General features: G+C 64.2%; 25 protein-coding genes, 1 tRNA gene and 1 pseudogene. 13 read left to right on the top strand and 14 right to left on the bottom strand.

The annotated features are described in order from the left end of the window. Nucleotides 1-21 precede the first annotated feature (21 nt). Together FS320_RS15040 and FS320_RS15035 are read right to left on the bottom strand one after the other, a co-directional pair. Nucleotides 22-630 (bottom strand): flavin reductase family protein, encoded by a 609-nt coding sequence (locus FS320_RS15040; RefSeq protein ID WP_152712667.1) that lies wholly within the window; start codon nt 628-630, stop codon nt 22-24. 65 nt (nt 631-695) lie between these two features. Then, complete coding sequence (locus FS320_RS15035; protein WP_152712666.1) at nt 696-1,259, bottom strand: nitroreductase family protein; 564 nt, start codon at nt 1,257-1,259, stop codon at nt 696-698. Nucleotides 1,260-1,552: 293 nt separating this feature from the next. Between FS320_RS15035 and FS320_RS15030 the strand changes: the two genes are divergently transcribed. The 3 genes from FS320_RS15030 to FS320_RS47875 all read left to right on the top strand — a co-directional run bounded on the left by FS320_RS15030 (nt 1,553) and on the right by FS320_RS47875 (nt 6,377). Beyond that, complete coding sequence (locus tag FS320_RS15030; RefSeq protein WP_152712665.1) at nt 1,553-3,997, top strand: glycosyltransferase family protein; 2,445 nt, start codon at nt 1,553-1,555, stop codon at nt 3,995-3,997. Beyond that, on the top strand, nt 3,994-4,896 hold the full coding sequence (locus FS320_RS15025) for a hypothetical protein (protein WP_152712664.1): 903 nt from the start codon (nt 3,994-3,996) through the stop codon (nt 4,894-4,896). Before FS320_RS15030 ends, FS320_RS15025 begins: the two co-directional genes overlap by 4 nt. Before the next feature lie 107 nt (nt 4,897-5,003). Continuing rightward, complete coding sequence (locus FS320_RS47875) at nt 5,004-6,377, top strand: CBS domain-containing protein (protein WP_244627152.1); 1,374 nt, start codon at nt 5,004-5,006, stop codon at nt 6,375-6,377. Between the two features lie 314 nt (nt 6,378-6,691). On the opposite strand, the gene thrS is transcribed toward FS320_RS47875, so the two are convergent. Together thrS and yidD are read right to left on the bottom strand one after the other, a co-directional pair. Beyond that, entirely contained in the window at nt 6,692-8,704 is a 2,013-nt protein-coding gene (thrS, locus tag FS320_RS15010; RefSeq protein WP_152712663.1) for a threonine--tRNA ligase, read from the bottom strand. A gap of 77 nt (nt 8,705-8,781) precedes the next feature. Further along, entirely contained in the window at nt 8,782-9,162 is a 381-nt protein-coding gene (yidD, locus tag FS320_RS15005) for a membrane protein insertion efficiency factor YidD (protein ID WP_420846736.1), read from the bottom strand. A 204-nt stretch (nt 9,163-9,366) separates the two neighbouring features. Between yidD and FS320_RS15000 the strand changes: the two genes are divergently transcribed. Further along, nucleotides 9,367-10,398 (top strand): radical SAM protein, encoded by a 1,032-nt coding sequence (locus FS320_RS15000; RefSeq protein ID WP_152712661.1) that lies wholly within the window; start codon nt 9,367-9,369, stop codon nt 10,396-10,398. A gap of 108 nt (nt 10,399-10,506) precedes the next feature. Here FS320_RS15000 and FS320_RS14995 read toward each other — a convergent pair whose 3' ends face one another. Beyond that, nucleotides 10,507-10,953 (bottom strand): iron-sulfur cluster assembly scaffold protein, encoded by a 447-nt coding sequence (locus tag FS320_RS14995; protein ID WP_152712660.1) that lies wholly within the window; start codon nt 10,951-10,953, stop codon nt 10,507-10,509. Between the two features lie 160 nt (nt 10,954-11,113). On the opposite strand from FS320_RS14995, the gene folE reads away from it, so the two are divergent. From folE to FS320_RS14975, 4 genes are all read left to right on the top strand, one after another. After that, complete coding sequence (gene folE, locus FS320_RS14990) at nt 11,114-11,749, top strand: GTP cyclohydrolase I FolE (RefSeq protein ID WP_162003013.1); 636 nt, start codon at nt 11,114-11,116, stop codon at nt 11,747-11,749. Between the two features lie 8 nt (nt 11,750-11,757). Then, nucleotides 11,758-12,174, top strand: a complete 417-nt coding sequence (hisI, locus tag FS320_RS14985) for a phosphoribosyl-AMP cyclohydrolase (RefSeq protein WP_152712658.1) — start codon at nt 11,758-11,760, stop codon at nt 12,172-12,174. An 83-nt stretch (nt 12,175-12,257) separates the two neighbouring features. Then, nucleotides 12,258-13,412 carry an MFS transporter gene (locus FS320_RS14980; RefSeq protein WP_152712657.1) on the top strand — a complete coding sequence of 385 codons (1,155 nt, stop codon included), beginning with the start codon at nt 12,258-12,260 and terminating at the stop codon, nt 13,410-13,412. 88 nt (nt 13,413-13,500) lie between these two features. After that, entirely contained in the window at nt 13,501-14,511 is a 1,011-nt protein-coding gene (locus tag FS320_RS14975) for a patatin-like phospholipase family protein (protein ID WP_152712656.1), read from the top strand. A gap of 114 nt (nt 14,512-14,625) precedes the next feature. Here the strand turns inward: FS320_RS14975 and FS320_RS14970 are convergent, their stop codons facing one another. Both FS320_RS14970 and FS320_RS14965 read right to left on the bottom strand, forming a co-directional pair. Further along, nucleotides 14,626-15,057, bottom strand: a complete 432-nt coding sequence (locus FS320_RS14970) for a CBS domain-containing protein (RefSeq protein WP_152712655.1) — start codon at nt 15,055-15,057, stop codon at nt 14,626-14,628. Between the two features lie 139 nt (nt 15,058-15,196). Next, nucleotides 15,197-16,012, bottom strand: a complete 816-nt coding sequence (locus FS320_RS14965; RefSeq protein WP_152712654.1) for a rhomboid family intramembrane serine protease — start codon at nt 16,010-16,012, stop codon at nt 15,197-15,199. A gap of 290 nt (nt 16,013-16,302) precedes the next feature. On the opposite strand from FS320_RS14965, the gene FS320_RS14960 reads away from it, so the two are divergent. Further along, nucleotides 16,303-16,986, top strand: coding sequence for a transglutaminase-like cysteine peptidase (locus FS320_RS14960; protein ID WP_152712653.1), 684 nt, complete (start codon nt 16,303-16,305; stop codon nt 16,984-16,986). A 107-nt stretch (nt 16,987-17,093) separates the two neighbouring features. Here FS320_RS14960 and FS320_RS14955 read toward each other — a convergent pair whose 3' ends face one another. The 3 genes from FS320_RS14955 to cysE all read right to left on the bottom strand — a co-directional run bounded on the left by FS320_RS14955 (nt 17,094) and on the right by cysE (nt 18,824). Next, the gene (locus tag FS320_RS14955) at nt 17,094-17,624 is read right to left on the bottom strand and encodes a gamma carbonic anhydrase family protein (protein WP_152712652.1); all 531 of its coding nucleotides are present in this window, start codon (nt 17,622-17,624) and stop codon (nt 17,094-17,096) included. A gap of 59 nt (nt 17,625-17,683) precedes the next feature. Continuing rightward, a complete protein-coding gene (locus FS320_RS14950; RefSeq protein ID WP_152712679.1) occupies nt 17,684-17,881 on the bottom strand; it encodes a DUF3126 family protein in 198 nt (65 codons plus the stop codon). Nucleotides 17,882-17,987: 106 nt separating this feature from the next. Continuing rightward, nucleotides 17,988-18,824 (bottom strand): serine O-acetyltransferase, encoded by an 837-nt coding sequence (gene cysE / locus FS320_RS14945; RefSeq protein ID WP_152712651.1) that lies wholly within the window; start codon nt 18,822-18,824, stop codon nt 17,988-17,990. Between the two features lie 79 nt (nt 18,825-18,903). Here cysE and FS320_RS14940 point away from each other — a divergent pair, with 79 nt between their 5' ends. Further along, entirely contained in the window at nt 18,904-19,704 is an 801-nt protein-coding gene (locus FS320_RS14940) for an enoyl-CoA hydratase (RefSeq protein WP_152712650.1), read from the top strand. 2 nt (nt 19,705-19,706) lie between these two features. Here the strand turns inward: FS320_RS14940 and FS320_RS14935 are convergent, their stop codons facing one another. Next, nucleotides 19,707-20,198 carry a class I SAM-dependent methyltransferase gene (locus FS320_RS14935; protein ID WP_162003012.1) on the bottom strand — a complete coding sequence of 164 codons (492 nt, stop codon included), beginning with the start codon at nt 20,196-20,198 and terminating at the stop codon, nt 19,707-19,709. Nucleotides 20,199-20,220: 22 nt separating this feature from the next. Then, nucleotides 20,221-20,985, bottom strand: coding sequence for an alpha/beta fold hydrolase (locus tag FS320_RS14930; RefSeq protein WP_152712678.1), 765 nt, complete (start codon nt 20,983-20,985; stop codon nt 20,221-20,223). A 691-nt stretch (nt 20,986-21,676) separates the two neighbouring features. Between FS320_RS14930 and FS320_RS14925 the strand changes: the two genes are divergently transcribed. The 3 genes from FS320_RS14925 (at nt 21,677) to FS320_RS14915 (ending at nt 23,393) form a co-directional block, all read left to right on the top strand. After that, the gene (locus FS320_RS14925; protein WP_009489367.1) at nt 21,677-21,940 is read left to right on the top strand and encodes a zinc-finger domain-containing protein; all 264 of its coding nucleotides are present in this window, start codon (nt 21,677-21,679) and stop codon (nt 21,938-21,940) included. A gap of 114 nt (nt 21,941-22,054) precedes the next feature. Then, on the top strand, nt 22,055-23,242 hold the full coding sequence (locus tag FS320_RS14920) for an FAD-dependent oxidoreductase (RefSeq protein WP_162003011.1): 1,188 nt from the start codon (nt 22,055-22,057) through the stop codon (nt 23,240-23,242). Between the two features lie 65 nt (nt 23,243-23,307). Further along, nucleotides 23,308-23,393, top strand: a tRNA-Leu gene (locus tag FS320_RS14915). Between the two features lie 191 nt (nt 23,394-23,584). On the opposite strand, the gene FS320_RS14910 is transcribed toward FS320_RS14915, so the two are convergent. Next, complete coding sequence (locus tag FS320_RS14910; protein WP_152712648.1) at nt 23,585-24,028, bottom strand: hypothetical protein; 444 nt, start codon at nt 24,026-24,028, stop codon at nt 23,585-23,587. A gap of 68 nt (nt 24,029-24,096) precedes the next feature. Continuing rightward, nucleotides 24,097-24,223, bottom strand: a pseudogene (locus FS320_RS45945) (IS630 family transposase); the annotation flags it as partial.

The raw sequence follows: 24,223 nt of genomic DNA, 5'->3' as shown, positions 1-24,223 counted from the left end.
TCGCGCCAGACCGGAAGTGCCTCAGCCGCCAGGACGTGTGATCGAGAACTTGGTCTCGGGCGTCGCCACGAAGTAATCCCGGTAGCCTGAGCGAGCGATGGGGCGCATGGCGGCGGTGTCGACGAGGCCGTTCACGATGTAGCGGTCGTCGATATGGATGCCGACCACCTGTCCGATCACGAGGTAATAGGACGGATCGCCTCCGCCCAAAGGGCTGAGCGGCACGGTCTGCAGCCATTTGCATTCGAGCGCGGCGAGGGCATCCGCCACCCGGGGCGGCTTCACGAGGCGAGAGGGCGCGGGTGTCAGCCCAGCATGCGCCATCTCGTTCTCACCGCGCGGCAGAACGGCCGATGTGGCGTTCATCTGCTCGCGCAGGTCGTAGGTCGCCAGGTTGCAGACGAACTCCCCCGTCTCCTCGATGAAGGTGAGCGCATCCTTCTTGCCCGCCGAGGAAAACGCCACCATGGGCGGGCGCTCGGAGATGGCGTTGAAGAAGGAGTAGGGGGAAAGGTTCACCTCCCCTTGCGCACTCATAGCGGTGATCCAGCCGATGGGCCGAGGCGTGACGATGGCCTTGAACGGGTCGTGCGGGAGGCCGTGGGCGTTGGTCGAGGTTTCGTAGAACATGATGGGGCAATTATCCGGCGAAGGGGGTACCGGTTCGCCGCGAGACAATGCGACGAACGAACGTATCAGAACCGCGTCACGATATCTGCGAGATCAGGCCTGTCCCGATCGGCAGGCACTTCCTTGGCCGTACCAATGTGTACGAAGCCGGCCACTCTTTCATCGGGCTTCAGCCCCAGAGCATCGAGCACCCGCCGGTCGAAAGCGGCCCAGCCCGTGAGCCAGGACGCGCCATAGCCGAGCGTGGTCGCTCCCGTGAGAAGGTTCATGCAGACCGCGCCTGCCGAGAGAACCTGCTCCCAGTCCGGGATCTTCACATGCGGGACCACGCGGGACACCACCGCGATGATGAGAGGTGCCTGCGTGAAGCGCTCCCGCTCGACGGCGACCTGCTCCGCGCCGGCACCTGGATTGTCCGCCTGGAAGGCTGCGGCCAGCGTCTCCCCGAGGCGTTGACGCCCCTCGCCCTGGATCAGGATGAAGCGCCAGGGAACCAGCTTGCCATGATCCGGCACCCGGGACGCGATCTTCAGGAGATTTTCGACCTCCTGGTCGCTCGGGCCCGGCTCGCCCAGCCAGCGCGGAGGAACGGAGCGGCGCTGCAGAAGGCGGGAGAGGCACTCATTCATGGGATCTTCATCCGGCTCGAATAATGTGAAACAATATAGACGGATGCTCTCGAAGGCTGCGAGCCAAGCAAGCCCCGGCTTGCCATCGTCTCGCCGTCTTGCTGCGCTTGAGGGAGCACGGGCATCCCAAAGACGCGCCGCTGCACAAAAGAAACAGCAGCGGATGTATAGGGGGAGTGCGGTCAGACGCCAAGCAGGTTTCAACCCGTGGCAGACCCGGCGGCATGCTTAAGGCAGGCCGAACGGTGGTCCCATGGGAAGAGGTTAAGTTGGTGGGACGCCGCTTGAGAGCAATGCAGACATCGATTCCCGGACTGGACAGTCCCGCTTCCCTGACAGCCTGGCCGCAGCGCCAGGCGCTGATGGCCTTTGCCCTCATCCTCGTAGCCTGGGCTTTGGCCGCCTCCACATGGCCCCTGACCGGAACCGTCGTTCCCTGGGACTCGAAGAACCAGTTCTATCCGACCCTGCGCTACCTGGGCAGCGCCCTGGCCCATGGCGAGCTCCCTCTCTGGAACCCCTACCATTTCGGCGGACACCCCTCGGCCGCAGACCCCCAATCCCTGCTGTTCACGCCCACCATGCTGCTGTTCGGATGGCTCGTCCCCGAGCCGTCCATGCAGCTCTTCGACGGCGTCGTGTTCGCCCATTTTCTCCCCGGAGCGCTCGCTTTCGTGCCCCTGTTCCGCCGGAGAGGATGGCATCCGGCGGGCGCCGTGGTGGCCGCGCTCATCTTCATGCTCGGCGGCTCGGCCACGGCCCGGCTCCAGCACACGGGCATGATCTTCAGCTACGGCTTGTTCCCGCTCGCCTTCTGGCTTCTGGAGGAAGCGCTGGACCGCCGCTCGTACCTTTACAGCCTGCTCTTCGCCGTCAGCGCCGCCATGATGGTCATCGGGCGGGATCAGGTCGCCTTTCTCTGCGCCCTGACGCTCGTCGCGTTGGCCGTGCAGCGGATCTGGATGGCACCCCGGTCCTTCGCCTATCTCAAGTCCCGCCTCGGGCTCCTGGTCTTCATGGGGCTGGTCGGCGGCGCACTTCTCGCCGTGCCGATCGTGCTGACGATGCAGTTCCTCGCCACCTCGACGCGCCCCTCCTTCGGCTTCGGAGTGGCCGCCATGGGGTCCCTGCCCCCGGAGAGCCTGGCGACGATCCTGTTCGGCAATGTCTTCGGCTCCCTGCGCTGGACATACGATTACTGGGGACCTGACTGGCACAGCCTGTCCGAGGGAACCTGGACCGACAGGGCGACCAACTACCTGTTCATCGGCACGATCCCGGCTGTCCTCCTCCTGTGGCACGGCATCGCAGGCGGGCGCCTGTTCGCGCGCGAGTTCCGGTTCTTCCTCGTCGTCGGCATAGTCGCCCTTCTTTATGCCCTTGGGCGCTATACGCCCGGCTTCGAAGTCATCTTCGATCATATCCCGGGCGTGAACCTCTACCGCAGGCCGGCCGACGCGACCTTCCTCATCAACATCGCCCTGGCCTTTGCCGCAGGCTACCTTGTCCATCGCTATGCGACGGAAGGGCTGCCAAAGTGGAACAGGGCCTCGCTCGGGCGGCTCTGGGCCGCTCTGCCCCTGCTCGCGCTGGGCCTCCTGGTCGCGGCCATTGCCAGCGCCCTCGCCTTCGCCATCGAGGGGGGCCATGTCACCCCTGCCCTGATTGAGATCGGCATAAGCCTCGCCGTGGCAACCCTGGCCATCGCCGTGATCACCAGGATGAGCGGCGCATCGCGCTGGCGCGAGGCTATGGCCCTCGTGCTCGTGACCCTGACAGGTGCGGAGCTGATCGGCCGCCATGCGGCTTCCGCGTTGAATGCGGAACCTGCCGAGCGTTACACCGTCTTCACGAAACTGCCGCCCGAGCAGCTGCAGGGCCTTCAGATCCTGAAGAGGGAGCTCGCCGAACGCAATGCGCGGGGCGAATATCCCCGCGTCGAGATCCTTGGCCTGAAGGGCGCTTGGCAGAACGCGTCGATGGTCCTCGGGATCGAGGACATCATCGGCTACAACCCCTTGCGTCTGGCCGATTACGAACGTGCCATCGGCCCCGGCGAGAATGCGGAAGATCCCAATCTGCGCCGGTTCCCGACGAGCTTCCGGGGCTATAAGTGCGAGCTCGCGAGCCTTCTCGGGCTGGACTACATCGTGCTCGACCGGCCCGTGGAGAAGCTGCCGCGCCATTTCCCGCGCCTGACCGATGCCGAGATCGTCTATGGGACCGGGCGGATGTGGATCTACCGCCTGAATACCTCCGTCCCGCGCGCCTACGTGGCGCATCATGTGACACCCGTGGATTCCGAGGCCGTGCTGGGTCTCGAGGAATTGCCGGAGTTCAACCGCGAGACGGAAGCTCTCATCGACGATGAAAGCATGTCGCTGCTCGAGGCTTCCTACACGCCAGCGGGCGCCGCCCGCGACAAGGCCAAGGGAGAAGCGCGCATCGTCAGCTATCAGCGGAATTCGGTCACGCTGGAGGTCGAGAACAGCGAGAACGGGGTGCTGGTGCTGCACGACATCCATTATCCCGGCTGGGAGGCATGGGTCGATGGCGAGCGCCGGCCGATCCTGCGCACCAATCTCCTGTTCCGCGGCGTCGAAATCGGCCCAGGACGCCACCGGGTCGAGTTCCATTTTCGCCCGATGTCGCTCGAAAATCTGATTGCAGCCGCCTCCGATCTCGTGAAAAGCGAGGAGAGGCCGATTCAGACCGCGATTGCCTCCCCGCTCCAATGAGAGCCGATTTTCAATCGGTGACCCTATTTGTGAAACATCCCTTTCCCATTCTCTGCCTGCTCGGCCTCGTCGTAGCCAACCCCGCCTCGGCTCAGTCGCCGGCCATGCCGTCCTTGTCGCAGAGCCCTCCCCCGATCTCGATCGGGCAGGTGACGCTGAATGCCGGTGCGAACTTTGCCGGAAGCAACGAGCCGATCCGCTCGGGGCTGGTCTGGCGGATCTATGAGGATCGGGGCGACGCATCCCAGCCCAATATCGTGGCCCGCTCCACGAGCCCCATGCCGAGCTTCACCCTCTCCCCGGGCAACTACATCATCCACGTGGCTTATGGCTTTGCGAGCGCCTCGAAACGCATCAGCGTGCAGCGGGGCAATCTCAACGAGCGGCTCGCCATCAATGCCGGCGCCCTCCAGCTCAAGGGTGCCGTGGGCGGAAATCCCATTGCCGTCAACCGCCTTTCCTTTTCCGTCTACGTGCCGGAGGCCCAGAATTCCGAAGGCCGGCTCGTGATCGCCGATGCCAAGGCGAACGATATGATCCGCCTGCCCGAGGGCACCTATCACGTGGTCTCCACCTATGGCGATGCCAACGCCATCATGCGGAGCGACCTGAAGGTGGAATCGGGGCGCGTCACCGAAGCGACCCTCAATCACCGCGCGGCAACCGTGACCCTCAAGCTGGTCGGATCGGCCGGTGGCGAAGCCTTTGCCGGCACGGCCTTCAGCGTGCTCACCCCTGGCGGCGACGTGATCCGCGAAGCCATTGGGGCCTTTCCGTCCGTCACGTTGGCCGAGGGTGAATACGTCCTGATCGCGCGCCACGAGGGCAAGGTCTATACCCGCGAGTTCAAGATCGAGAGCGGACTCGATCGGGACATCGAGATCATCGCCACCCCGTAAAACCGCTGAACCTTTCCGTCTCGGCGGCATTGACCGATGGCCAATCACCGGTCACGCCGCGCATGAGCCTGAACTCCCAAGGCGTGACCTTGCTGGAGAGAAAGCTCATGAAAATCGCAGAGATCATGACCCGCAATGTGCGCGTGGTGAGTCCGGACCGGACCATCCAGGAAGCGGCGCGCCTCATGGACGAGATGAATGTCGGCGTCCTGCCCGTCTGCGACGGACGCCGCCTGCGCGGCATGGTGACGGACCGGGACATTACCGTCCGGGCGACAGCGGCAGGCCTCCCTCCCGACACGACTCGCGTGCGGGATATCATGTCCGACAATGTGTGGTGGTGCTTCGACGACGACGACGTCAACCACATTGTCGAGTTGATGAGCGATCATCAGATCCGCCGCCTGCCGGTGGTCGATCACGACAAGCACCTGGTCGGCATCGTGGCGCTCGGCGATCTCGCGACCGACAGCGAGGGCGAAGCATCCCGCGCGCTGCATCGCATCTCCACGCCTTCGGAACCCGACCTCACCGGGACGCCGACGTCGTCTCGGGCCGACCAGACCCGAGGCGGTGGACAAACCCGCCTGACCGGTGACGAGCGCCGTGAGCTCGATCGGCGATTGAGGAGCGACGATGACGACTGGCGCCATCGCCCGCACGACTATCACGACGATCGGCGCGGCCAGGACGACCGCTCGCGCAGTCGTGGCCGCGAGCAATTCCGTTTCCGCGACGAGGACGACGTGCGCGCGGCCTTCGGCAGCTTCGGCTATCCCGGCGAGGAGGGAGCGCGCAATGCGCGCATGCGCGGCGGCTTCGGCGGCGACGGCTACCAAAGCTACGGCGACGAGTATGCCGGCCGCGGCTCCGCCGGCAGAGGCTATCATCCGAAGCGCTATGGCGCCTCCACCATCACCGGCGAGCGCGCGCGTCCCGGCGATGACAGCAACGAGAACGACCGCCGCATGCAGGATCGCGAGCGCACCTGGAGCCTCGTGAACGAGCGCCGGGATCACAGCAATTACGGCATGGGTCCCGGGAACACCCGCTTCGGCAACGACGCGACCGCCAGCCGCGGCGAGGTGCGCCGGAGCGAGCATCAGGGGCGCGGTCCCAAGGGCTACCAGCGCTCGGACGACCGCATCCGCGAGGACATCAACGAGCGCCTGACCGACGATGCCATGATCGACGCGTCGGAGATCGACGTCCAGGTTCAGAACCGGGAAGTGACCCTCACGGGCACGGTTCGCGACCGCAACGAGAAGCGGCGCGCAGAGGATGTGGCGGAATCCGTGTCGGGCGTAAGCCACGTGCAGAACAATCTGCGCGTCGGGCAGAGCCAGGGAACTCATGCCACCGGCACGGAAGCGGGCGACGCAGGTGCCGCGACAGGCAATCCGGGAGTCGGCACCGCTGGAACGACTGCCGGCACTGCCCCCGGTGGCCGTACCACAGGTCGCCAGCGGCAGACGACCTGAGGCGGCAGATTATCGCCTTCGTCATCACCGGCCTTGTGCCGGTGATCCCGATCGGAAAGGCACCATCAGGTGTCATTCCCGGCCGGAGCGAAGCGGAGGGGAAGGGAATCCACTCACAGGCTCCGAACCATGGATCCCTTTCCCGAGCCTTCGGCTCGCCGGGGATGACACGGGGCGTGTGCTTCGGCGCGGCGGCGCTTCATAGAATCGGGATGGCCGGCACAAGGCCGGCCATGACGTGAAGGGGTCGAATGAACGCAAAGGACGGCGCCTCTTTTCAGGAGCGCCGCCTTCGTCATTGAATCCATAAGTCCCTAAGCGATCGTCCGCTCGACCACGTGATGCCCGTCGAGCGTCACGTGCCCTTCCGGCTCCGACACCGCCTTCGCCGCGCGCCTGCCGTCCGGGGTGACGGCCTCGGCGGCGAGAGCCTTCAGAGCCTCGTTGAGGGTCATGCTCTGCTGGTTCGGGCTTCCCAGGCGGCGGATGGACACGGTCCGCTCGGCGGCCTCCTTCCGACCCACCACGAGAAGCACCGGCACCTTCACGAGCGAGTGCTCGCGGACCTTGTAGTTGATCTTCTCGTTTCGCAGATCCGCCTCGACGCGAAGCCCAGCGGCTTCGGCAGCGCGCACCACCTCCATGGCGTATTCATCGCCTTCGGACGTGATGGTGGCGACCACCGCCTGCACCGGCGCGAGCCAGAGCGGAAAGTGCCCGGCGAAGTGCTCGATCAGAATGCCGGTGAAGCGCTCCATGGAGCCGCAGATCGCGCGGTGCACCATGACGGGTGTCTTCTTCTGGCCGTCCTGGTCGACATAGAACGCGCCGAAGCGCTCCGGCAGATTGAAGTCCACCTGCGTGGTGCCGCATTGCCAGTCGCGGCCGATGGCATCGCGCAGCACGTACTCGAACTTCGGCCCGTAGAACGCGCCCTCGCCCGGGTTGATCGCCGTCTTGATGCGTCCGCCGGACTGATCCTCGATCTGCTTCAGGACGCGGGTCATCACGTCTTCCGCATGATCCCACATCTCGTCCGTGCCGACGCGCTTCTCGGGACGAGTGGAGAGCTTCACGACGATCTCGTCGAAGCCGAAATCGGCGTAGGTCGAGAGGATCAGATCGTTGATCTTCAGGCACTCGGCCGCCAGCTGCTCTTCCGTGCAGAAGATGTGCGCGTCGTCCTGCGTAAAGCCGCGCACGCGCATGAGGCCATGCAGCGCGCCCGAGGGCTCGTAGCGATGCACATTGCCGAATTCGGCAAGACGCAGCGGCAGATCACGGTAGGACTTCAGACCGTGCTTGAAGATCTGCACATGGCCCGGGCAGTTCATCGGCTTGATGGCGAAGATGCGATCGTCCTCGGTCTGCGTCGCGAACATGTTCTCGCGATACCAACCCCAGTGGCCGGAGGTCTCCCACAGGGCCTTGTCGAGGATCTGCGGCGCGTTCACCTCCTGATAGGTGCCCTTCAGGCGGCGACGCATGTAGGAGATCAGCTCCTGGAACACCGTCCAGCCCTTCGGATGCCAGAAGACGACGCCCGGCCCCTCCTCCTGGAAGTGGAACAGGTCCATTTCGCGGCCCAGGCGGCGGTGATCGCGCTTCTCGGCTTCCTCGAGCTGGCGGATGTAGTTGTCGAGGTCTTCCTGGTTCGCCCAGGCGGTCGCGTAGATGCGGGTGAGCATCGCGTTCTTCGAGTCGCCGCGCCAATAAGCCCCCGCCACCTTCATGAGCTTGAAGGCGTTGCCGATCTTGCCCGTCGAGGTCATATGCGGGCCGCGGCAGAGATCGAACCAGTCGCCCTGCGAGTAGATCTTGAGATCCTGTCCTTCCGGGATCGCGTCCACGAGCTCGACCTTGTAGGCCTCGCCCTTCTCCTTGAAGACCTGCTTGGCCTTGTCGCGGCTCCAGACCTCCTTGGTGAAGGGTTTGTCCCGCGCGACGATCTCGCGCATCTTCGCTTCGATGGCCGGGAAGTCTTCAGGCGTGAAGGGCTCGTTGCGGGCGAAGTCGTAGTAGAAGCCGTTCTCGATCACCGGACCGATGGTGACCTGGGTTCCGGGGAACAGCTCCTGCACCGCTTCCGCGAGCACGTGCGCGGCATCGTGCCGGATCAGCTCCAGCGCGCGCGGATCCTCGCGGTTCAGGAATTCGATCTTGGCGTCCTTGGTGATCGGATCGGCGAGATCGGCGACCGTGCCGTCGAGAGCCATGGCGACGGTGCGCTTGGCCAGCGACTTGGCAATGCCTTCCACGATATCGCGTCCGGTGATGCCGGATTCGTACTGGCGCTGGGCGCCATCGGGGAATGTCAGGGTAATCATCAAATGTTTCTCCTGGCTCACTCCTGCCAACGGAGCAGGTAAGCGGGGGCCGACGGTTCGTTGAGATGTGAGCGAACTCAGTCGCCGTCAGGTTCGACTGCCTCGCAGGTGATCGGGGGAGCGTTGACGCCCCGCCAGCGACCATAGGCCCAGGGCTTATACCAGGCCGAGCCGTCGGGCAATGTTTCAGGCACCCAATCGATGCCGTGAGTGCCGAACGGGCCGCAGCGGCAGATGCGGGCGAGCCCCATCCACCCTCCTGGCCAGAAGCCGTGCCGCTGGATCGCCTCGTCCGTGTATTCGGAGCAGGACGGCAGATGGCGGCACTGGCGGCCGACAAGACCGGAGAGGCTCAGCTGGTAGCCGCGGATCGCCATGTGGGCGATCCGACGGGGGAAATGCCTCGTTGTTGTCCCCTGGGGTCTGTTTCTCAGTTTCAATCCTCGATCGATCGGCATGTCACGTAAGGTTGCGACAGCATGAAAGCACTCACGACTCTACGGCATTCCCCTGGTGACACAACCTAAGATGTATTCGTTATATCGTATATAACTGTGCAAGACTCAACCACCACATAGTGGCGCGCTTAGATTTTTACACGATACTTCATTTCATTGTTGTTTCGCCCGCTGAGTCGCGAAGCGGCATTTGGAGCAAGAATAATGACCGTAAAAATCAGCAAATTCATCTGGGATATTACCTACTCCTGTCCTTTGAGGTGCGGGCATTGCTATTCGGAATCGGGACGCCGGTCCGCTCGCACATTGGACCGGGCCACAGCGATGCGTGTCGTCGACGTGATGCTCGCGGCGCAGGCGAAAAACGTGATGTTCAGCGGTGGCGAACCGATGTCGGTCCGTTGGGCCGTCGAGGCCATGAAGCGTCTGCATGACGCGGGCATCGAGGTCACGGTGTTCACGACCGGCTGGTCGATCCAGGACAGGATGGCCGCCGCCCTCGCGGATGCGGTCTCGGGCGTGGCTGTCAGCATCGATGGCGCCGACGCCGATATCCACGATGCCGTCCGCGGGCGCGCCGGCGCATTCGAGCGCGGGATGAGAGCGCTGGACGCCCTGCACCGGGTGAAAGACGAGCGCCGGGCAGCCGGACAGACATGCTTCACGTTGGGGATCGATTACACGCTGACTCGTCCAGGTGCGAAGGAAGCGGACTTGGAGCGATTCGTCGAGGCGGCCATCGAACGGTTCCCGAGGCTCGACTTCATCCGCTTCGGCGCGGTCGTTCCGTCCGGCCTGGGGGCCGAGCGGGAGTTCGAGACAACCGGACTTCTCACGATCGAGGAATTGGTCGATCTGATCGACGTCGGTCGGCGCATTGCCGCTCGTCACGAAAACGGTCCCAAGATCACCGTGACCGATGTCAGGTATTTCCTGCCTCGACCAGGGGCGAGCCTAGTCGATCTCGACATCCTGCAGATCGAGCCCGATGGAGCGCTTCGCGCGTTTCCGATCTACGAAGCGAAGGTTGGGAATGTTCTCCATGAGCCTCTGGACGTTCTTTGGCCGCGGGCGCAGGCATGGCGCTCCGACCCCTTCGTCGCCGAGCAGATGGAAACGGTTCGGACCATGTCCGACTGGGCGAACACGAGCCGCATTCTGGACCGGCGCTACGGCTCCCCTGACGATCAAGAGCGAATCGCGCGTCGCGGGCTAGGGGTGCAGGTTCCTGCCTGAAGAGCGGCCCGCGCCGAACGCCAAGGCTTCACGCCTCGCAAGCCCTGACAGTCTCAGCTGATTGCCCCGGATGGCCCAATGGGCCATCCGCTGGGCAGGGCTAGGCATTTATCCACCGCTCGCAATTCGCCGGGACTCGACTTGGTCGAGCGCATCCACGACGGCATCGAAGGTGAGAAGGATCGAGGCATGGCGCGCCTTGTAATCCCTTAATGGTTCCAAGACCTTAAGGTCTCCCCACTTCCCCTGAGGGGGATCTCCATCGGCTCTGAGCAGACGACTTGCCGCATCGCGGACCTCGCGGAGCTCCGCTATGGTCGCGCCGATTATATTCCGCCCCATGATCGACGATGAGGCTTGGCCCAGAGCGCACGCCTTCACCTCATGAGCAAAGGCCGTCACGACGTTGCCTTCGAGCTTCACATAGACTGTAACAGTCGAGCCGCAGAGCTTGGACCGAGCCGTCGCGGATGCATCTGCGTCGGACAGCTGTCCTAGGTGCGGAATGTCGGCGGCAAGCTCGAGAATGCGTCGGCTGTAGATGTCGTTCAGCATATCGGCCTATGACATGACGGTTGGGAATGTGCTCATATACCTATATAAGCGCTGTGAATGAGTTCTGCGACAGCGGTCTTCATACCGCTGTCTGGAAAGAAAATAGAAACTGCCGGGCAGCCAAGCTTCCTCGGTCCAAAAGTTGAGAAAGAGGGTCCACGTGAGTGATGTGGTGAAGTCCCTGTCTGCGCGTCTGACTACAGCCGCCGACAAGCCAGTTGCATCCCCCACCCGGGAAGAGGCCGAGGCGGCAGTTCGTACCCTGATCCGTTGGGCAGGCGACGATCCGACCCGCGAAGGTCTGCAGGACACGCCCAAGCGTGTCGCCAAGGCCTTCAGGGAGTTCTACTCCGGCTATGGCGAAGATCCATCGGAAATCCTCGACAAGATCTTCGCAGAGGTCGAAGGCTACGACGACATCGTGCTCGTGCGTGATATTCCCTTCCACTCCCATTGCGAACATCACATGGTGCCGTTCTTTGGCGTGGCGCATGTGGCTTATTACCCCACCAAGGGCGTCGTCGGCCTGTCCAAGCTCGCCCGCCTCGTGGATGCCTATGCCCACCGATTGCAGACGCAGGAGACCATGACCTCTCAGATTGCCAGGGCCATGGTCAAAGCGCTCGATCCACGCGGCGTGGCGGTCATGATCGAGGCCGAGCATATGTGCATGTCCATGCGCGGCATCCAGAAGGCGGGCGCCCTGACGCTGACCACCCAGTTCACGGGCATCTTCAAGGAAGAGCCGGCCGAGCAGGTGCGCTTCCTTACGCTCGTGCGGAACAGCAGAGGCTGAGGCCGTCCATGAGCGCGACAAGCTCCAATTCCTTTCCGGCGCCCGGCTCCAAAGCCGAGCTCGAGGAGGGAACCGTCCTGTCGCCTCGCTTCGGGGCAGACGGGTTGATCACCTGCGTCACGACGGATTTCGCGACCGGTGAGATCCTCATGGTCGCGCACATGAATGCCGAATCTTTGGCCAGGACGATCGAAACCGGCGAAGCTTGGTACTGGTCGCGCTCGCGCGGCGAACTCTGGCACAAGGGTGCGACGAGCGGGCAGATCCAGACCGTCAAGGAAATGCGCGTCGATTGCGATCAGGACGCCCTGCTGCTGAAGGTCCAGGTGGCAGGCGATGGCGGCTGCTGCCACACCGGGCGGCGCTCCTGCTTCTACCGGAAGGTCGAGACCTCCGGCAGCGAACCTCGCCTCGTGATCGACTGAGACCGGCAGCCCTCCGGGAATGCAGGGCTGCCATCGTCCAGGAAACGGGTGCAGTTTTCGGAGGTCCGGGTTAGGAAGACCCGATGACACGACGTGACCTTCTCCCCGCGCGGGTGGCCGCCAGCGCCATCTTCTTCGGCAACGGCTTCGGCATCGGCACCTGGGCAGCCCAGCTTCCCCGGTTCAAGGAGTCGCTCGGCCTGTCCGATGGTCAGCTCAGCCTCGGTCTTCTGGCCTTCTCTCTCGGCGCGGTGGCGCTGATGCCAATCATCGGCTGGGCCGTGGCGGTGGTCGGCAGTCGCACCACGACCCTGATCGCCGCCTTCTCCTTCGCGCCGGCCCTGCTTCTTCCGGGCCTTGCGCCGAACCTCAGCCTTTTTGTCGTGGCCGCCCTCCTGGCAGGGGCCTGCAACGGCACCATGGACATCGCCATGAACACCAACGCCACAGTGGTCGAGAAGGCCTGGGGTTCGGCCATCATGTCGTCCTTCCACGCCTTCTTCAGCTTGGGTGGCTTGGCGGGAGCCGGAGCCTCCGGCCTCCTCATCGCCCTCGACGTGGGAATTGTCCCGACGCTGCTGATCTCCTGCCTCGGGATGGGCCTTCTCTTCCTGCTGGCTGCCTTCTGGATGCTCGGAGAAAAGGAGCGGGCAATCGACGGGCATGGCTTCGCCTGGCCGCGGGGGAGCGTCATTATCCTGGCCGTGCTTGCCATGTTCTGCTTCATCGTCGAGGGCGCCATTGTCGACTGGTCTGCGATCTATCTTCAGACCGTCGCCGGGGCGAGCCTCGAGGCTGCCGTGACGGGCTTTGCCGCCTTTTCCCTCACCATGACGGTCTGCCGCTTCATGGGTGACTTCGTCGTCCGGCATCTCGGCCGCGTGCGCACCCTGCAGCTCGGAGGGTTGCTCTCGGCCTTCGGCCTTGCCCTGGCGATGCTCCTCCCACACCCCCTGCCCGCCTCCATCGGCTTCGCCCTCGTCGGAATCGGCCTGGCCAATACGGTGCCGGTCCTGTTCAGCACGGCGGGACAGATGAAGGATTTTCCGCCGAGCATGGGCGTCGCCATGGTGGCAACTTTAGGCTATGGCGGCTTGCTTCTCGGTCCCCCGCTGATCGGATTCGGCGGAGAAATCCTCAGCCTTCGCGCGATGCTGGGCCTGCTCATCGTCTTCGCCTTCGTCATCATCATTTTGTCGCAGCGGGCTCTGCAGCGCTCCACTGTTCAGTTTTCCTGAACCAGTCCTAATTGAAACTTGAGGGCATCGTTCACGCGGCTTTCACGGAATGCCGGCATGAATGGGACAGGATGCCTTGGAGTTCGCCATGTTGTGGGACAATATCGCCCGACGCAACGCCGGATCTGGGGGCGGTGGGGGAGTGACGGAGATCAAGGCACCTGTCGAGCGTACACCTCGCACGAGGGCGCGCATCGGCCTGGCATTGGGCGGCGGCGCTGCCCGCGGCTGGTCCCATATCGGCGTGCTGCGCGTCCTCACGGAAGCCGGCATTGTTCCGGATGTGATTGCCGGCTCCTCCATCGGCGCCGTGGTCGGCGGCTGCTACGCGGCCGGCAAGCTCGACGCACTGGAGGCCTTCGCCCTGTCCCTGACCAAGCGGCGCGTCATGGGGCTTCTCGATTTCCATTTCAGCGGCGCGGGCCTCATCGCCGGCGGGCGCCTGCAGCGCCTGCTCGATCAGGACCTGACGAACCAACGGGTAGAAACGCTCCCCGTCAAATTCTGCACCATCGCGACCGAACTCGTAAGCGGCCATGAGATCTGGCTCACGCGCGGCCCCCTCGTCCAGGCCATGCGGGCGTCCTACGCCCTTCCGGGCGTGTTCGATCCCGTCATGATCGGTGGGCGCTGGCTCATGGACGGCGCCCTCGTCAATCCGATCCCGATCACCGCCGCCCGGGCGCTCGGCGCCGACATCGTCATCTGCGTGAACCTCAACGGCGAGGTCCGGGTGCGCGGCACCGTCATCCAATCCTACGATGCCGGGACGAGCGACGAGCAGGAGATCGAGGAGGCCATCGACGATGCGCCCCGGCGTTGGGGCATCTTCCCCGGCTCCCGAGCGGACAAGCCGCGCAAGCCGAATGCGCCAGGGCTTGCCACGGTGATGGTCGATGCCTTCAACATCACCCAGGATCGCATCGCCCGCTCGAGGCTTGCCGGAGACCCGCCCGACATCATGGTGGCGCCAAAGCTCGCCAAGATGGGCCTGTTCGAGTTCCACAGGGCCCAGGAATGCATCACCTTGGGCCGGCAGGCCACGGAACGCGCCCTGCCGGATATTCTCGAACTGCTGCAGGAAACGCAGACGAATTGACGAGCGCATCGTGCGAAAAAGCGGACCCGGCTTTACGCTTTGGACGATGCGCCAGCCAAGAGAAGGAGCATCGGATGGATCCTAAAAGTGGTTTCCACTTGCAGGTCCGATGCTCTAGGCCGTCGCGATATATTCCTTGATCGCCTGAGTTTCCGCCTCGACCTCCTCAAGACGCAGTTTCACCACGTCTCCGATGGAGACGATGCCGGAGAGACGCCCGCTTTCGACGACGGGGATGTGCCGGAATTTCTGCTGGGTCATGAGCTCCATCACATCGTTGATGGACGTCTCGCCCGTGCAGGTGACCACTTTCTCGGTCATGAAACGGGAGACCGGCTCATCCAGCGCTTTGGCACCGTGCATGGCGACGGCGCGCACGATGTCGCGCTCCGAGATGATCCCGGTGACCGGCCGGTCACCGTCCACGATAAGAAGGGCACCTATTCTGCGCTCCGCGAGAACCCTGGCGGCTTCGCTCAAAAATCGGCTCGGCTCGATGGTGGCGACCTCGCGGCCTTTGAGCGAAAGGATTCGATTGACGATCATTTATTCCCTCCCGTTGTGCGCACGGCGAGGACCGTCAGTGCCTCCCGCCCGCAAGGCCGAAGCTGGGTTTCGCTCCCCATGACATTGGGGTGAGAACCCTACGTCAGCCTAAGGATGATTGGGGCAAACCGTGTCGGTTTCAAGCCGAGATGCGGCTTGGCCTTGCGGGAAGCGGGTCCAGCACCGGGAAAATGACAAGACCGGCCAGGAAGCCGCCGATATGGGCCTCCCAGGCGATGCTCGCATCCATGAGCCCCAGGGGCTGGACGAAGGCGAACACGTAGTTCGCGGCAAACCAGATCCCGAGGAAGATCAGAACCTGCCGGTTGCGCACCATGTGTCCCAGGGTTTCGCGAGGCCTCTCGTGCGGCTGCGTCAGGCGCCCTTCCCAATGCCACGAGGCCGGAGCGAACATGAACCAGGAGGCTGCCGCCATCAGGCCGGAAACGGCCCCGGACGCGCCGATCATGGGAAGGACCTGGAAGGGGTTCATGAATGCGTAGAAAACGGCTCCGCACACGGCGGAGATTGCCGACAGGATGAGAAATCGCCCGGCGCCGCAGCGCCTGACGATGGGCGTGCCGAACGCGGCCAGCCAGACGCTGTTGATCAGCACATGCGCCCAGGAGCCATGGAGGAAGGCATAGGTCAGCACGGTCCAGGGCCGCCCCTCCTGGGAGGCCAGCACGTATTGGGCCAATGCCATCATCGGCGTGACCGTGTCCTCCGGCACGCCCTCTCGCAGGGACCTCATGATCTCATCGACCTGAACGCCCCCGAAGGCCACGACCCAACGCGCGGGAATCACGGCCCAGTCGATGATCAGCGTAAAATCCGTTTCATCGGACAGGAACATCCGAATGGCGTGGATGCCGATCAGCACGGCCAGGCACACGCTGATGGCCGCCGGCAGGTTGAGGATCGGCTCACGAAGGCGGGGCGGTTGTGGAGACATGAATAACTTTTTGTCTGGAAGACGGCTTAAATCGTTACGCCGGCTGCGTTTGGTTCATTCTCTCAGCTAGCCTCAATCAGGCCCGCAGTCGAGAAAAACCAACAGGTTAGCAACGGCCAAGCTTGCCCTAGAGGAAAACTTTCCATTCTCCTTTTGGGCCCTCGAACTTTTTGTTAACCATAATGGAACCGGTCGAGGCGCGACGCGTTAACCCACCTTTTACTTTCCTCTTGAGCCTGAAATGCAACCATGTCAGTTTGGTTAAAAGAACGTTAACCGGCTGGTGGGGCATGCGGCAGGATTATTTCAAGAACGGCCTTTTCTGTGGCGCAAATGAGAAGCCTGCCATTTTCGGCAAGTTCATCAAAACAGCTCTTCTAGGCCTGTCTCTCCTGTTTTTCGGCACAGCCGCTCAGGCTCAAACCCTGGCCGCCCTGCCCATTTCCACCGCTCCGATCACGAGCGTCGGCACGGCCAAGCCGCTTCTGGGCTGGTCGCAGTTCTGCGAGAACTATCGGTCCGAATGCACCGTGAATGTGGCGGAACCCGATACGATCGACCTAACCGCCCAGGCCTGGAAGACGATCGTCTCAGTGAATCAGCGCGTGAATTCCAGCATCAAGGCCGTGACGGATGCCGATCACTGGGGCGTCGTCGATGTCTGGGGCTTCCCCGAGGACGGCCGCGGCGATTGCGAGGATTTTCAGCTCCTGAAGCGCAAGCTCCTTGCCGAAGCTGGCCTGCCTCGCCGCGCCATGCGCATGACGGTCGTGATCGACGAGCTTGGCGAAGGTCACGCCGTCCTGATGGTCCGCACCAACCGGGGCGATTTCGTCCTCGACAACAAGACCTCTTCGGTTCTCCCCTGGCACCGCACCGGCTACGTCTACATCAAGCGCGAGAGCCAGGACACGGTCGGCTGGGTGTCGCTCGGCGGCATCGTCTCGTCGCCGACCACCACCGCGAACCGCTAGAAACCAAACCGGCGCTGGCGCATCGGGCGGAACCGGAGGTTCGCGTCAGCGAAAAGTGGCCCCGGTTTTCTGCTCTCGACGATGCGCTAATTCAGGAATGAGGCGGATCAGTCGATCCGCCTCATTCCTTTTGCGAAACGCTGCCAATTGTCCACATAGTTCCTGGCAGACCAGCGAAGCCGCTCGATCGTATCCTCATCGAGCACGCGGATGGCCTTGGCCGGCGCGCCGACGATCAGCGAATTGTCCGGAAATGCCTTGCCCTCGGTGACCAGCGCGTTGGCCCCCACCAAGCAGTTCGCACCGATGCGCGCATAGTTGAGGACGGTGGCTCCCATGCCGATCAGGGAGTTCTCGCCGATCGTGCAGCCATGCAGGATAGCCTTGTGCCCGATGGTGCACCCTGCTCCGACGGTGAGCGGCGCGCCCATATCCGTGTGGAGCAAAGCCCCTTCCTGGATATTGGTGGCCTCACCGATATCGATCAGTTCGTTGTCGCCGCGCAACACGGCCCCGAACCAGATTCCCACATCCAGCCCCAAGCGCACCCTGCCGATCACATGGGCGTCCGGAGCGATCCAGAAGCGGCCGGGTTCGGGAAGGATCGGAGCGGTGTCGTCGAGGCGGTAGATCGGCATCGATGATCCCAAAGGAAAAAGCAGCAGAACCCGGGACAGGTCCTGCTGCGAAAAACCGCCTAATCCTCGAGATCCGTATCGAGGATGGCCATGGTGAAGTTGAACGAGCGGTCACCGTCCTCATCATCGAGGAACAGGACGCCGACGAATTCCTCACCGATGTAAACTTCCGCCGAATCAGCCTTTTTCGGGCGACCGACGACGCGGATCGAGTGGTTCGCAAAGGTCTGGCGCAGGTAGCGCTCGACTTTAGCCATCTCGGGTTTGTCCACTACAGGTCCTTTCTTGATTTCACGGATGCTGCACTTGCCATGCCCGGCAAACGCGAGCAAGCGGGGTTAGGTCCCGAAGGGAGCCCTCCCCTCAGATTCCGTCCATCTCCGAGAAGCAATGGTCCATGGAGCGGGCAGGCTCCTCGCATCCGGCCGTGCCGATGACCTTCGCCGGGACGCCGGCCACCGTGGCATTATGGGGCACGGGCTTGAGAACCACGGATCCGGCGGCGATCCTGGCGCAATGGCCGACCTCGATATTGCCGAGAATCTTGGCGCCGGCTCCGATGAGAACGCCGTGACGGATCTTGGGATGCCGATCTCCGCGCTCCTTGCCGGTCCCGCCGAGGGTCACGTCCTGAAGCATGGAGACGTTGTCCTCGATGACGGCGGTGGCGCCCACCACGAGGCCCGTGGCATGATCGAGGAAGATGCCCCGGCCGATGCGGGCAGCCGGGTGGATGTCGGTCTGGAACGTGTCGGAGGAGCGGCTCTGAAGATAGAGCGCGAAATCCTGCCGTCCCCTCTTCCAGAGCCAGTGGGCCAGGCGGTGAGTCTGAATGGCGTGGAAGCCCTTGAAGTAGAGCACGGGTTCGATGGCCCGGGTCACGACCGGGTCCCGGTCGATCACGGCGCTGATATCCGCCCGCATGGCTGCCCCGATGGTGGGATCGTGCTCCACTGCTTCGAGGAAGATCTGTTCGATGATGTCGGCCGGAACCGCCGCATGGCCGAGGCGGGAGGCGACCCGATGGATGACCGCGGCTTCCAGGCTCGGCTGATGCAGGACGGCGCTGAGCACGAAGCCGGCGATAGACGGTTCCGCCTGAACGATGGCTTCGGCCTCCGAGCGCAGGCGGTTCCAGACCGGATCGACCTTTCCGGCCACGGCATCTGGGGCTCCCGCCTTCAGGCGCGTCTGTGTCATGATAGTCTCCTTGCCGGCTTCACTATCGCCTCAGCATAGATAAGAAGCGCGAGCCCCTTACCATAGATCCAAGCGACCCATGACCTACTCTTTTTCACCGTCGACGTCCAAGCTTGTCGTTTCGCTTTCCGACGGCATTGCAACGCTGGCGATCGACAATCCATCCAAGCACAACGCGCTGGACCTGGAGATGTGGAAAGCATTTCCCGACATCATGGTTGCACTCGATCGGGACCCGCAGGTGCGCGTGATTGTCCTAAGGGGTGCCGGGCGGGAATCCTTCGCCTCCGGGGCCGATATCGGCGAGTTCGCGACGTTGCGCGCCGATGCCGAAGGCGGGAGGCTGTATGAGGCCACCAACGAGGCCGCCTTCTGGGCGGTCGCCCATTGCTCCAAGCCGGTGATCGCCATGATCCGCGGCTTCTGCCTGGGAGGCGGCTTCGGCCTGGCTCTCTCCTGCGACCTGCGCGTGGCCTCCGAGAGCGCCGTCTTCGGCATTCCGGCGGCGCGGCTCGGGATCGGTTATCCACCCGGAGCCATGAAGCTCGTGACGGCAGCCGTCGGCGCCGCGGCCGCGAAGGATTTGTTCTTCACCGCAAGGCGGATCGATGCGCAGGAAGCCGCATGCCTGGGCGTCGTGCGTCAGGTGGTGGCCGAGGAGCAGCTGGAACCGGCCGTCCTGGCTCTGGCCCAGGCGATTGCGATGAACGCGCCCCTGACGATCAAGGCCGCCAAGGCGGCCATCGACGAAGCGGCCGGCGTCCTGCACCCCGGTGTCGATCCGGTCGCGCTCGCCGACCGGTGCTTCGACAGCGCCGATGCCATCGAGGGACGCAATGCCTTCCTGCAGAAGCGCAATCCGGTCTTCACCGGCCGCTGAACTCAGGCAGCGCGGCGGTACACGAAATAGCGCCCTTCCGGCACCTTCGTCTCGGCCGAAATATCCCGGCACGACGGCATGTCGAAGGCCCGGTCCCCCAGCAGGATTCCGCCCGGCTGTAGCAGGGCTTCGAGCAAGGGGGACAGCCGCCGGGCGAGGCTGCGGTTCGCCTCCTCGTCGCCCGATCCGATATCGATATGGATCAGGGCGGCCGAGCCCCGTCCGTGCCGCTCGATGAACGGCGGCAGGGTGTCGAAGAGGTCGCCGACGATCAGGTAGCCCTCCGGCGGATAGCAGTCGGGATGGGCGGCGGGCGAGCGCTCGAAGACATGGATCTCGCGTCCCGGCAGCTTGGCGCGCAGGTGATCGTAGGTCCGACCGTTGCCGAGGCCGATTTCCAGCACGAGTCCGGCGGGGCCGACGTTCTGCGCGGCCCAGTCGAGAAGATCGCGCTGGGCCGTCAGCCGGCGGATGGCACTGTCGAGCCGGGTCATGCGCGTCTCCTGCCCGGATCCATCATGGCCGTCCGGCCAGAAAGTCCAGCACGCCCTGCTTGTGCGCTTTGTCGCCGACCGCAAGGTTGTGATCGCGCCCGGGAATGTCGAGCGCGGTCGCATTGGGCATCAGCGCGGCCAGTTCGGGACCCGAGCCCGACACGTCGTCGGCGGTGCCGACGGAGATCAGGGTGGGCAGCGTGATGGACGCGACCTCGGCCTTCGACAGCACCTGCCGCGAACCGCGGATGCAGGCGGCGAGCGCTTTCAGATCGCTTCCGTTCTGCTCGGCGAAGGCGCGGAACATGCGCTGCATGGGATCGGTCAGGTCACCGAGCGAGCGCACCTCCATGGCATCGGCGATGCCGAGCGGCAGGCCGACGCCCTCGACGAGATGGATGCCGAGCCCCCCGAGCAGCATGGAGCGCATGCGGTCCGGCGAGGCGAGCGCCATATGGGCGGCAATCCGCGCCCCCATGGAATAGCCCATCACGTCGGCGCGCTCGATGCCGAGATGATCGAGGAGCCGGCGCCCGTCCTCGGCCATGCGGTAGGAATCGTAGGCCACGGGATCGTAGAGCTTCTCGCTCTGCCCGTGGCCGCGATTGTCGAACGCGATCACCCGGTATCCGGCCCGCGTCAGGGTCTTGACCCACAACGTATTGACCCAGTTCACCGCGTGGGTCGACGCGAAGCCGTGGATGAGGAGGATCGGGTCGCCCTGACCCTCGTGGGGCGGGACATCGATATAGGCGATGCTCACGCCGTCGGAATTGAAATAGCGCATGGGACCAAACGGAGGTTGCCGGATGCGGCGCACCCTAGCGCATCGTGCGGAAAAGTGGACCCGGTTTTTCCGCGCCCCACGATGCGTTGCGTGGGGAACAGGGCGTGTCCCGGCCATCCCGATGGCGTGAAGCGCGGCGCCGAGGGAAGCGCTCCGCTGTCGTCCCCGGCGGTCCGCGGGACCGGGAAGGGGATCCATCGCACCGAGTGTGCAAGTGGATCCCCTTCCCTCGCTTCGCTCGCCGGGGATGACACGGCTCAGCGGGCCTGGCGGAGTGCTGCTCTAGGAGCGGCCGGAACGAGGGCTCATCCGCGAGGCCGTGGCTTCCCCTCCTCCACGTCATGCCTTCCGGCCATGACACCCTCCCCGTCAGCCCGGGGCCGCTTCAGCGGAGCCCGGGATCCATATCCGCTGACGATGCCGACGGAGGTGTCACGCTGCTCGCCCATTCCCGAGACGTCGCGGCTCTGGATCCCCGCCTGCGCGGGGATGATAGCGTCGGCGCGGGGGGTGACAACGTCGCGGGTCCCGCATCCGGTTCTGCCGCCGATCCCGGACCGGCTGCTCCGTCCAGGATGACGAGCGGCGACGGCGGACCGGGTCCCTTCCCCGGGCGCCGAAAAAGGCTCTAGGCGCATGGCCGATCGGCCACTATGGTGCGCGCAAATTTCATCGCTCGAGAGCAACGGCCATGGCTGACAAAGGCACCCCCCACTTCCACAACGATCCGGGCGTTCCCGTCATTCACGTGGGCTCGAAGGAGTTCATGTGCATCGGAGCGACTCCGCCCTTCGATCACCCGCACATCTTCATCGACATGGGCTACGACAGCGAGACCGTCTGCTCCTATTGCTCGACCCTGTTCAAGTACGATCCGTCCCTGAAGGCCGACGAGGCCCGCCCGGCCGAGTGCGTGTGGGAGCCCGATTTCGCCACCGATCCCGCCTCGCGCTAACGCACCATGCGAACGGACGGCCCCGGTTATTCCGATCCAGCGATGCGCTCCTCGAGAAAGCGGGCGCCGGATGGATCCCGGAAACGGGCTCCAGTTCCGGCCCCGAGGCTCTAAGTGTCCAGACTCTCGATTGCGGTCGTCGGCGCAGGCATCGGCGGTCTGACGGCGGCCCTGGCGCTGGCCCGGCAGGGCCATGCGGTCACCCTCGTCGAGCGCCGGACCGGCTTTTCCGAGGTCGGCGCCGGTCTCCAGCTGTCGCCCAATGCCAGCCGGATCCTGATCGGGCTCGGGCTCGGCGCCGCCCTGCGCCGCGTCGTGACGGAGCCGCAGCGGGTCGTCGTGCGCGCCATTGGCTCGGGCAAGCCCATCGGACAGGTGGCCCTCGGGGCCTTCATGCGCGAGCGCTTCGAAGCGCCCTACTGGGTCGTGCATCGGGCCGATCTCCAGACGATTCTCCTCGACGCCGTCCGCTCCGAACCGGCGATCCGGCTCGTCATGGGCCGGACCGTCGAGGAGGTGGAGAACGGGCCTCAGAAAGCCAGACTCACCTGGATCTCCGCCGGCGGCGCACGGGAGACGATCGAGGCCGACATGATCGTCGGAGCCGACGGCGTCTGGTCGAAGGTCCGCCAGGCCCTCGGCGGCGGGAAGCCCCCGGCCTTTCGCGGCACCATCGCCTGGCGCTCCAACTTCGAGCGGAACGCGGCGCCTCCGGAACTTGCAGGCAACGAGACCGGCCTGTGGCTCGGCCCGAAGGGGCACGTGGTGCATTATCCGATCGCCGGCGGCCGGCTCGTCAACGTGGTGGCCATCGAGAGAAGCCCGACGCCCGTGGAAGGCTGGGCCGCGCCGGGCCATCGGGACGAGCTGCTTGCCCGTTATGCCTCGGCCGCCCCTGCCCTGCGCACGCTCCTGTCGCAACCGCGGGAATGGCTGCGCTGGTCGCTGTTCGACCACCCGGCCGAGCGCCTCGCCAAGGGCCGTGTCGCCCTTCTCGGAGACGCCGCCCATCCCGTTCTGCCCTTCCTGGCGCAAGGCGCGGCTCTTGCCGTCGAGGATGCGGCGACGCTTGCGTTTCTCCTGGGCCGGCACCGGCAGGACATTCCTCAAGCCCTTTCCGCCTATGAGAAGCTGCGTATCGGGCGCGCAAGCCGCGTGCAGAATGAAGCCCGCAAGAACGGGCGCATCTATCATGCCGGGGGCCTGGTGGGCTTCGGGCGCAATCAGGTCATGCGCCATCTCGGACCGGAGGGCATGACCCGGCGCTACGACTGGCTTTACGGTTTCCGCACCCCTGAGTGACGGCGGGAGAGAATAACTCTTGGCCCTTGCACACTTGGCCTTGGCCCGATAACCCTCATTCCAACGCGGACGTGGCGAAACTGGTAGACGCAAGGGACTTAAAATCCCTCGGGCTTTGCCCGTGCGGGTTCGACCCCCGCCGTCCGCACCACTGCGACCGAAGACGCGCGGCTCCACGAAGGTTGGCTTGGAAAAGCAAGGAGCGCTCGGAAGCCCAAACAAGAGTCCGGGCCGCATCCTACGCCAAAGGGAATCGCACGCTCTCGCTGTCCCCAAAGCCAGCGACCCGATCCGGAAGCCCTCGCGAGCAACCGGAAGGGTCACCATCGTCAATCCTTCTCGCTAGACCGACGCGAAGTCGAGGTCACGGGTCACCGCGTTGAAGGTGAGCTGATATTCACTCACTCCGCTCATGGGAAAACCCGTATCGAGGGGAACATCGTCCGCCTCACCAAAATCAATGGCGTCGTTCAACGCATTCAATGCTACGAACTCGATGAACTCCTGTTTGAGAGACGTGGTCGTAACCTCGAAGTCGAACGCGAACTCGCCTTGTTCGGAGGTTGGCTCGAACAGGATACCGAGTGCTGTCACGAGTTCCTGCTGAGGCAGGTTCTCGAGAGCATATTCGAGGTCGCCAACAGCATCCTGCGTTGCAGCGACCAATGCCTCCGGCGGAAGGACGTCAAGTTGGTCGTTAAGGGCAAGCCGGCCGATCATCCCGAAGGTTGCGCCAGCAGCATATAAACTGGCTTCAGGGTCATAACTCGCGTCCAGGTCGATCAACTGACCGATCAGGGCCGCGTCAGCTTTCGCCTGTTCCGAGTCATAGGCCTCGCCAACATCGTTCGATGCTAGTGGACGGAATCTAACACTTGGTGCCCTCGCCGGACGGCAGCGATGATCTCATCTGGGTTGGCCGTCCAGGTGAAGGGCTTGGGACGTGCATTGGTTTCAGCCACGTAGCGGTTGATGGCCTCC

Source organism: Microvirga tunisiensis, assembly GCF_009296175.1.
Lineage (GTDB): Bacteria > Pseudomonadota > Alphaproteobacteria > Rhizobiales > Beijerinckiaceae > Microvirga > Microvirga tunisiensis.
Note: the sequence above shows the minus strand (reverse complement) of the source record. Positions and strands in the feature narration are given on the sequence as shown.

Coding starts and splice junctions, on each gene's coding strand:
- FS320_RS15040 (WP_152712667.1), bottom strand. CDS start 630: ATGTTCTACGAAACCTCGACCAACGCCCACGGCCTCCCGCACGACCCG.
- FS320_RS15035 (WP_152712666.1), bottom strand. CDS start 1,259: ATGAATGAGTGCCTCTCCCGCCTTCTGCAGCGCCGCTCCGTTCCTCCG.
- FS320_RS15030 (WP_152712665.1), top strand. CDS start 1,553: ATGCAGACATCGATTCCCGGACTGGACAGTCCCGCTTCCCTGACAGCC.
- FS320_RS15025 (WP_152712664.1), top strand. CDS start 3,994: ATGAGAGCCGATTTTCAATCGGTGACCCTATTTGTGAAACATCCCTTT.
- FS320_RS47875 (WP_244627152.1), top strand. CDS start 5,004: ATGAAAATCGCAGAGATCATGACCCGCAATGTGCGCGTGGTGAGTCCG.
- thrS (WP_152712663.1), bottom strand. CDS start 8,704: ATGATTACCCTGACATTCCCCGATGGCGCCCAGCGCCAGTACGAATCC.
- yidD (WP_420846736.1), bottom strand. CDS start 9,162: ATGCCGATCGATCGAGGATTGAAACTGAGAAACAGACCCCAGGGGACA.
- FS320_RS15000 (WP_152712661.1), top strand. CDS start 9,367: ATGACCGTAAAAATCAGCAAATTCATCTGGGATATTACCTACTCCTGT.
- FS320_RS14995 (WP_152712660.1), bottom strand. CDS start 10,953: ATGCTGAACGACATCTACAGCCGACGCATTCTCGAGCTTGCCGCCGAC.
- hisI (WP_152712658.1), top strand. CDS start 11,758: ATGAGCGCGACAAGCTCCAATTCCTTTCCGGCGCCCGGCTCCAAAGCC.
- FS320_RS14980 (WP_152712657.1), top strand. CDS start 12,258: ATGACACGACGTGACCTTCTCCCCGCGCGGGTGGCCGCCAGCGCCATC.
- FS320_RS14975 (WP_152712656.1), top strand. CDS start 13,501: ATGTTGTGGGACAATATCGCCCGACGCAACGCCGGATCTGGGGGCGGT.
- FS320_RS14970 (WP_152712655.1), bottom strand. CDS start 15,057: ATGATCGTCAATCGAATCCTTTCGCTCAAAGGCCGCGAGGTCGCCACC.
- FS320_RS14965 (WP_152712654.1), bottom strand. CDS start 16,012: ATGTCTCCACAACCGCCCCGCCTTCGTGAGCCGATCCTCAACCTGCCG.
- FS320_RS14960 (WP_152712653.1), top strand. CDS start 16,303: ATGCGGCAGGATTATTTCAAGAACGGCCTTTTCTGTGGCGCAAATGAG.
- FS320_RS14955 (WP_152712652.1), bottom strand. CDS start 17,624: ATGCCGATCTACCGCCTCGACGACACCGCTCCGATCCTTCCCGAACCC.
- FS320_RS14950 (WP_152712679.1), bottom strand. CDS start 17,881: ATGGCTAAAGTCGAGCGCTACCTGCGCCAGACCTTTGCGAACCACTCG.
- cysE (WP_152712651.1), bottom strand. CDS start 18,824: ATGACACAGACGCGCCTGAAGGCGGGAGCCCCAGATGCCGTGGCCGGA.
- FS320_RS14940 (WP_152712650.1), top strand. CDS start 18,904: ATGACCTACTCTTTTTCACCGTCGACGTCCAAGCTTGTCGTTTCGCTT.
- FS320_RS14935 (WP_162003012.1), bottom strand. CDS start 20,198: ATGACCCGGCTCGACAGTGCCATCCGCCGGCTGACGGCCCAGCGCGAT.
- FS320_RS14930 (WP_152712678.1), bottom strand. CDS start 20,985: ATGCGCTATTTCAATTCCGACGGCGTGAGCATCGCCTATATCGATGTC.
- FS320_RS14925 (WP_009489367.1), top strand. CDS start 21,677: ATGGCTGACAAAGGCACCCCCCACTTCCACAACGATCCGGGCGTTCCC.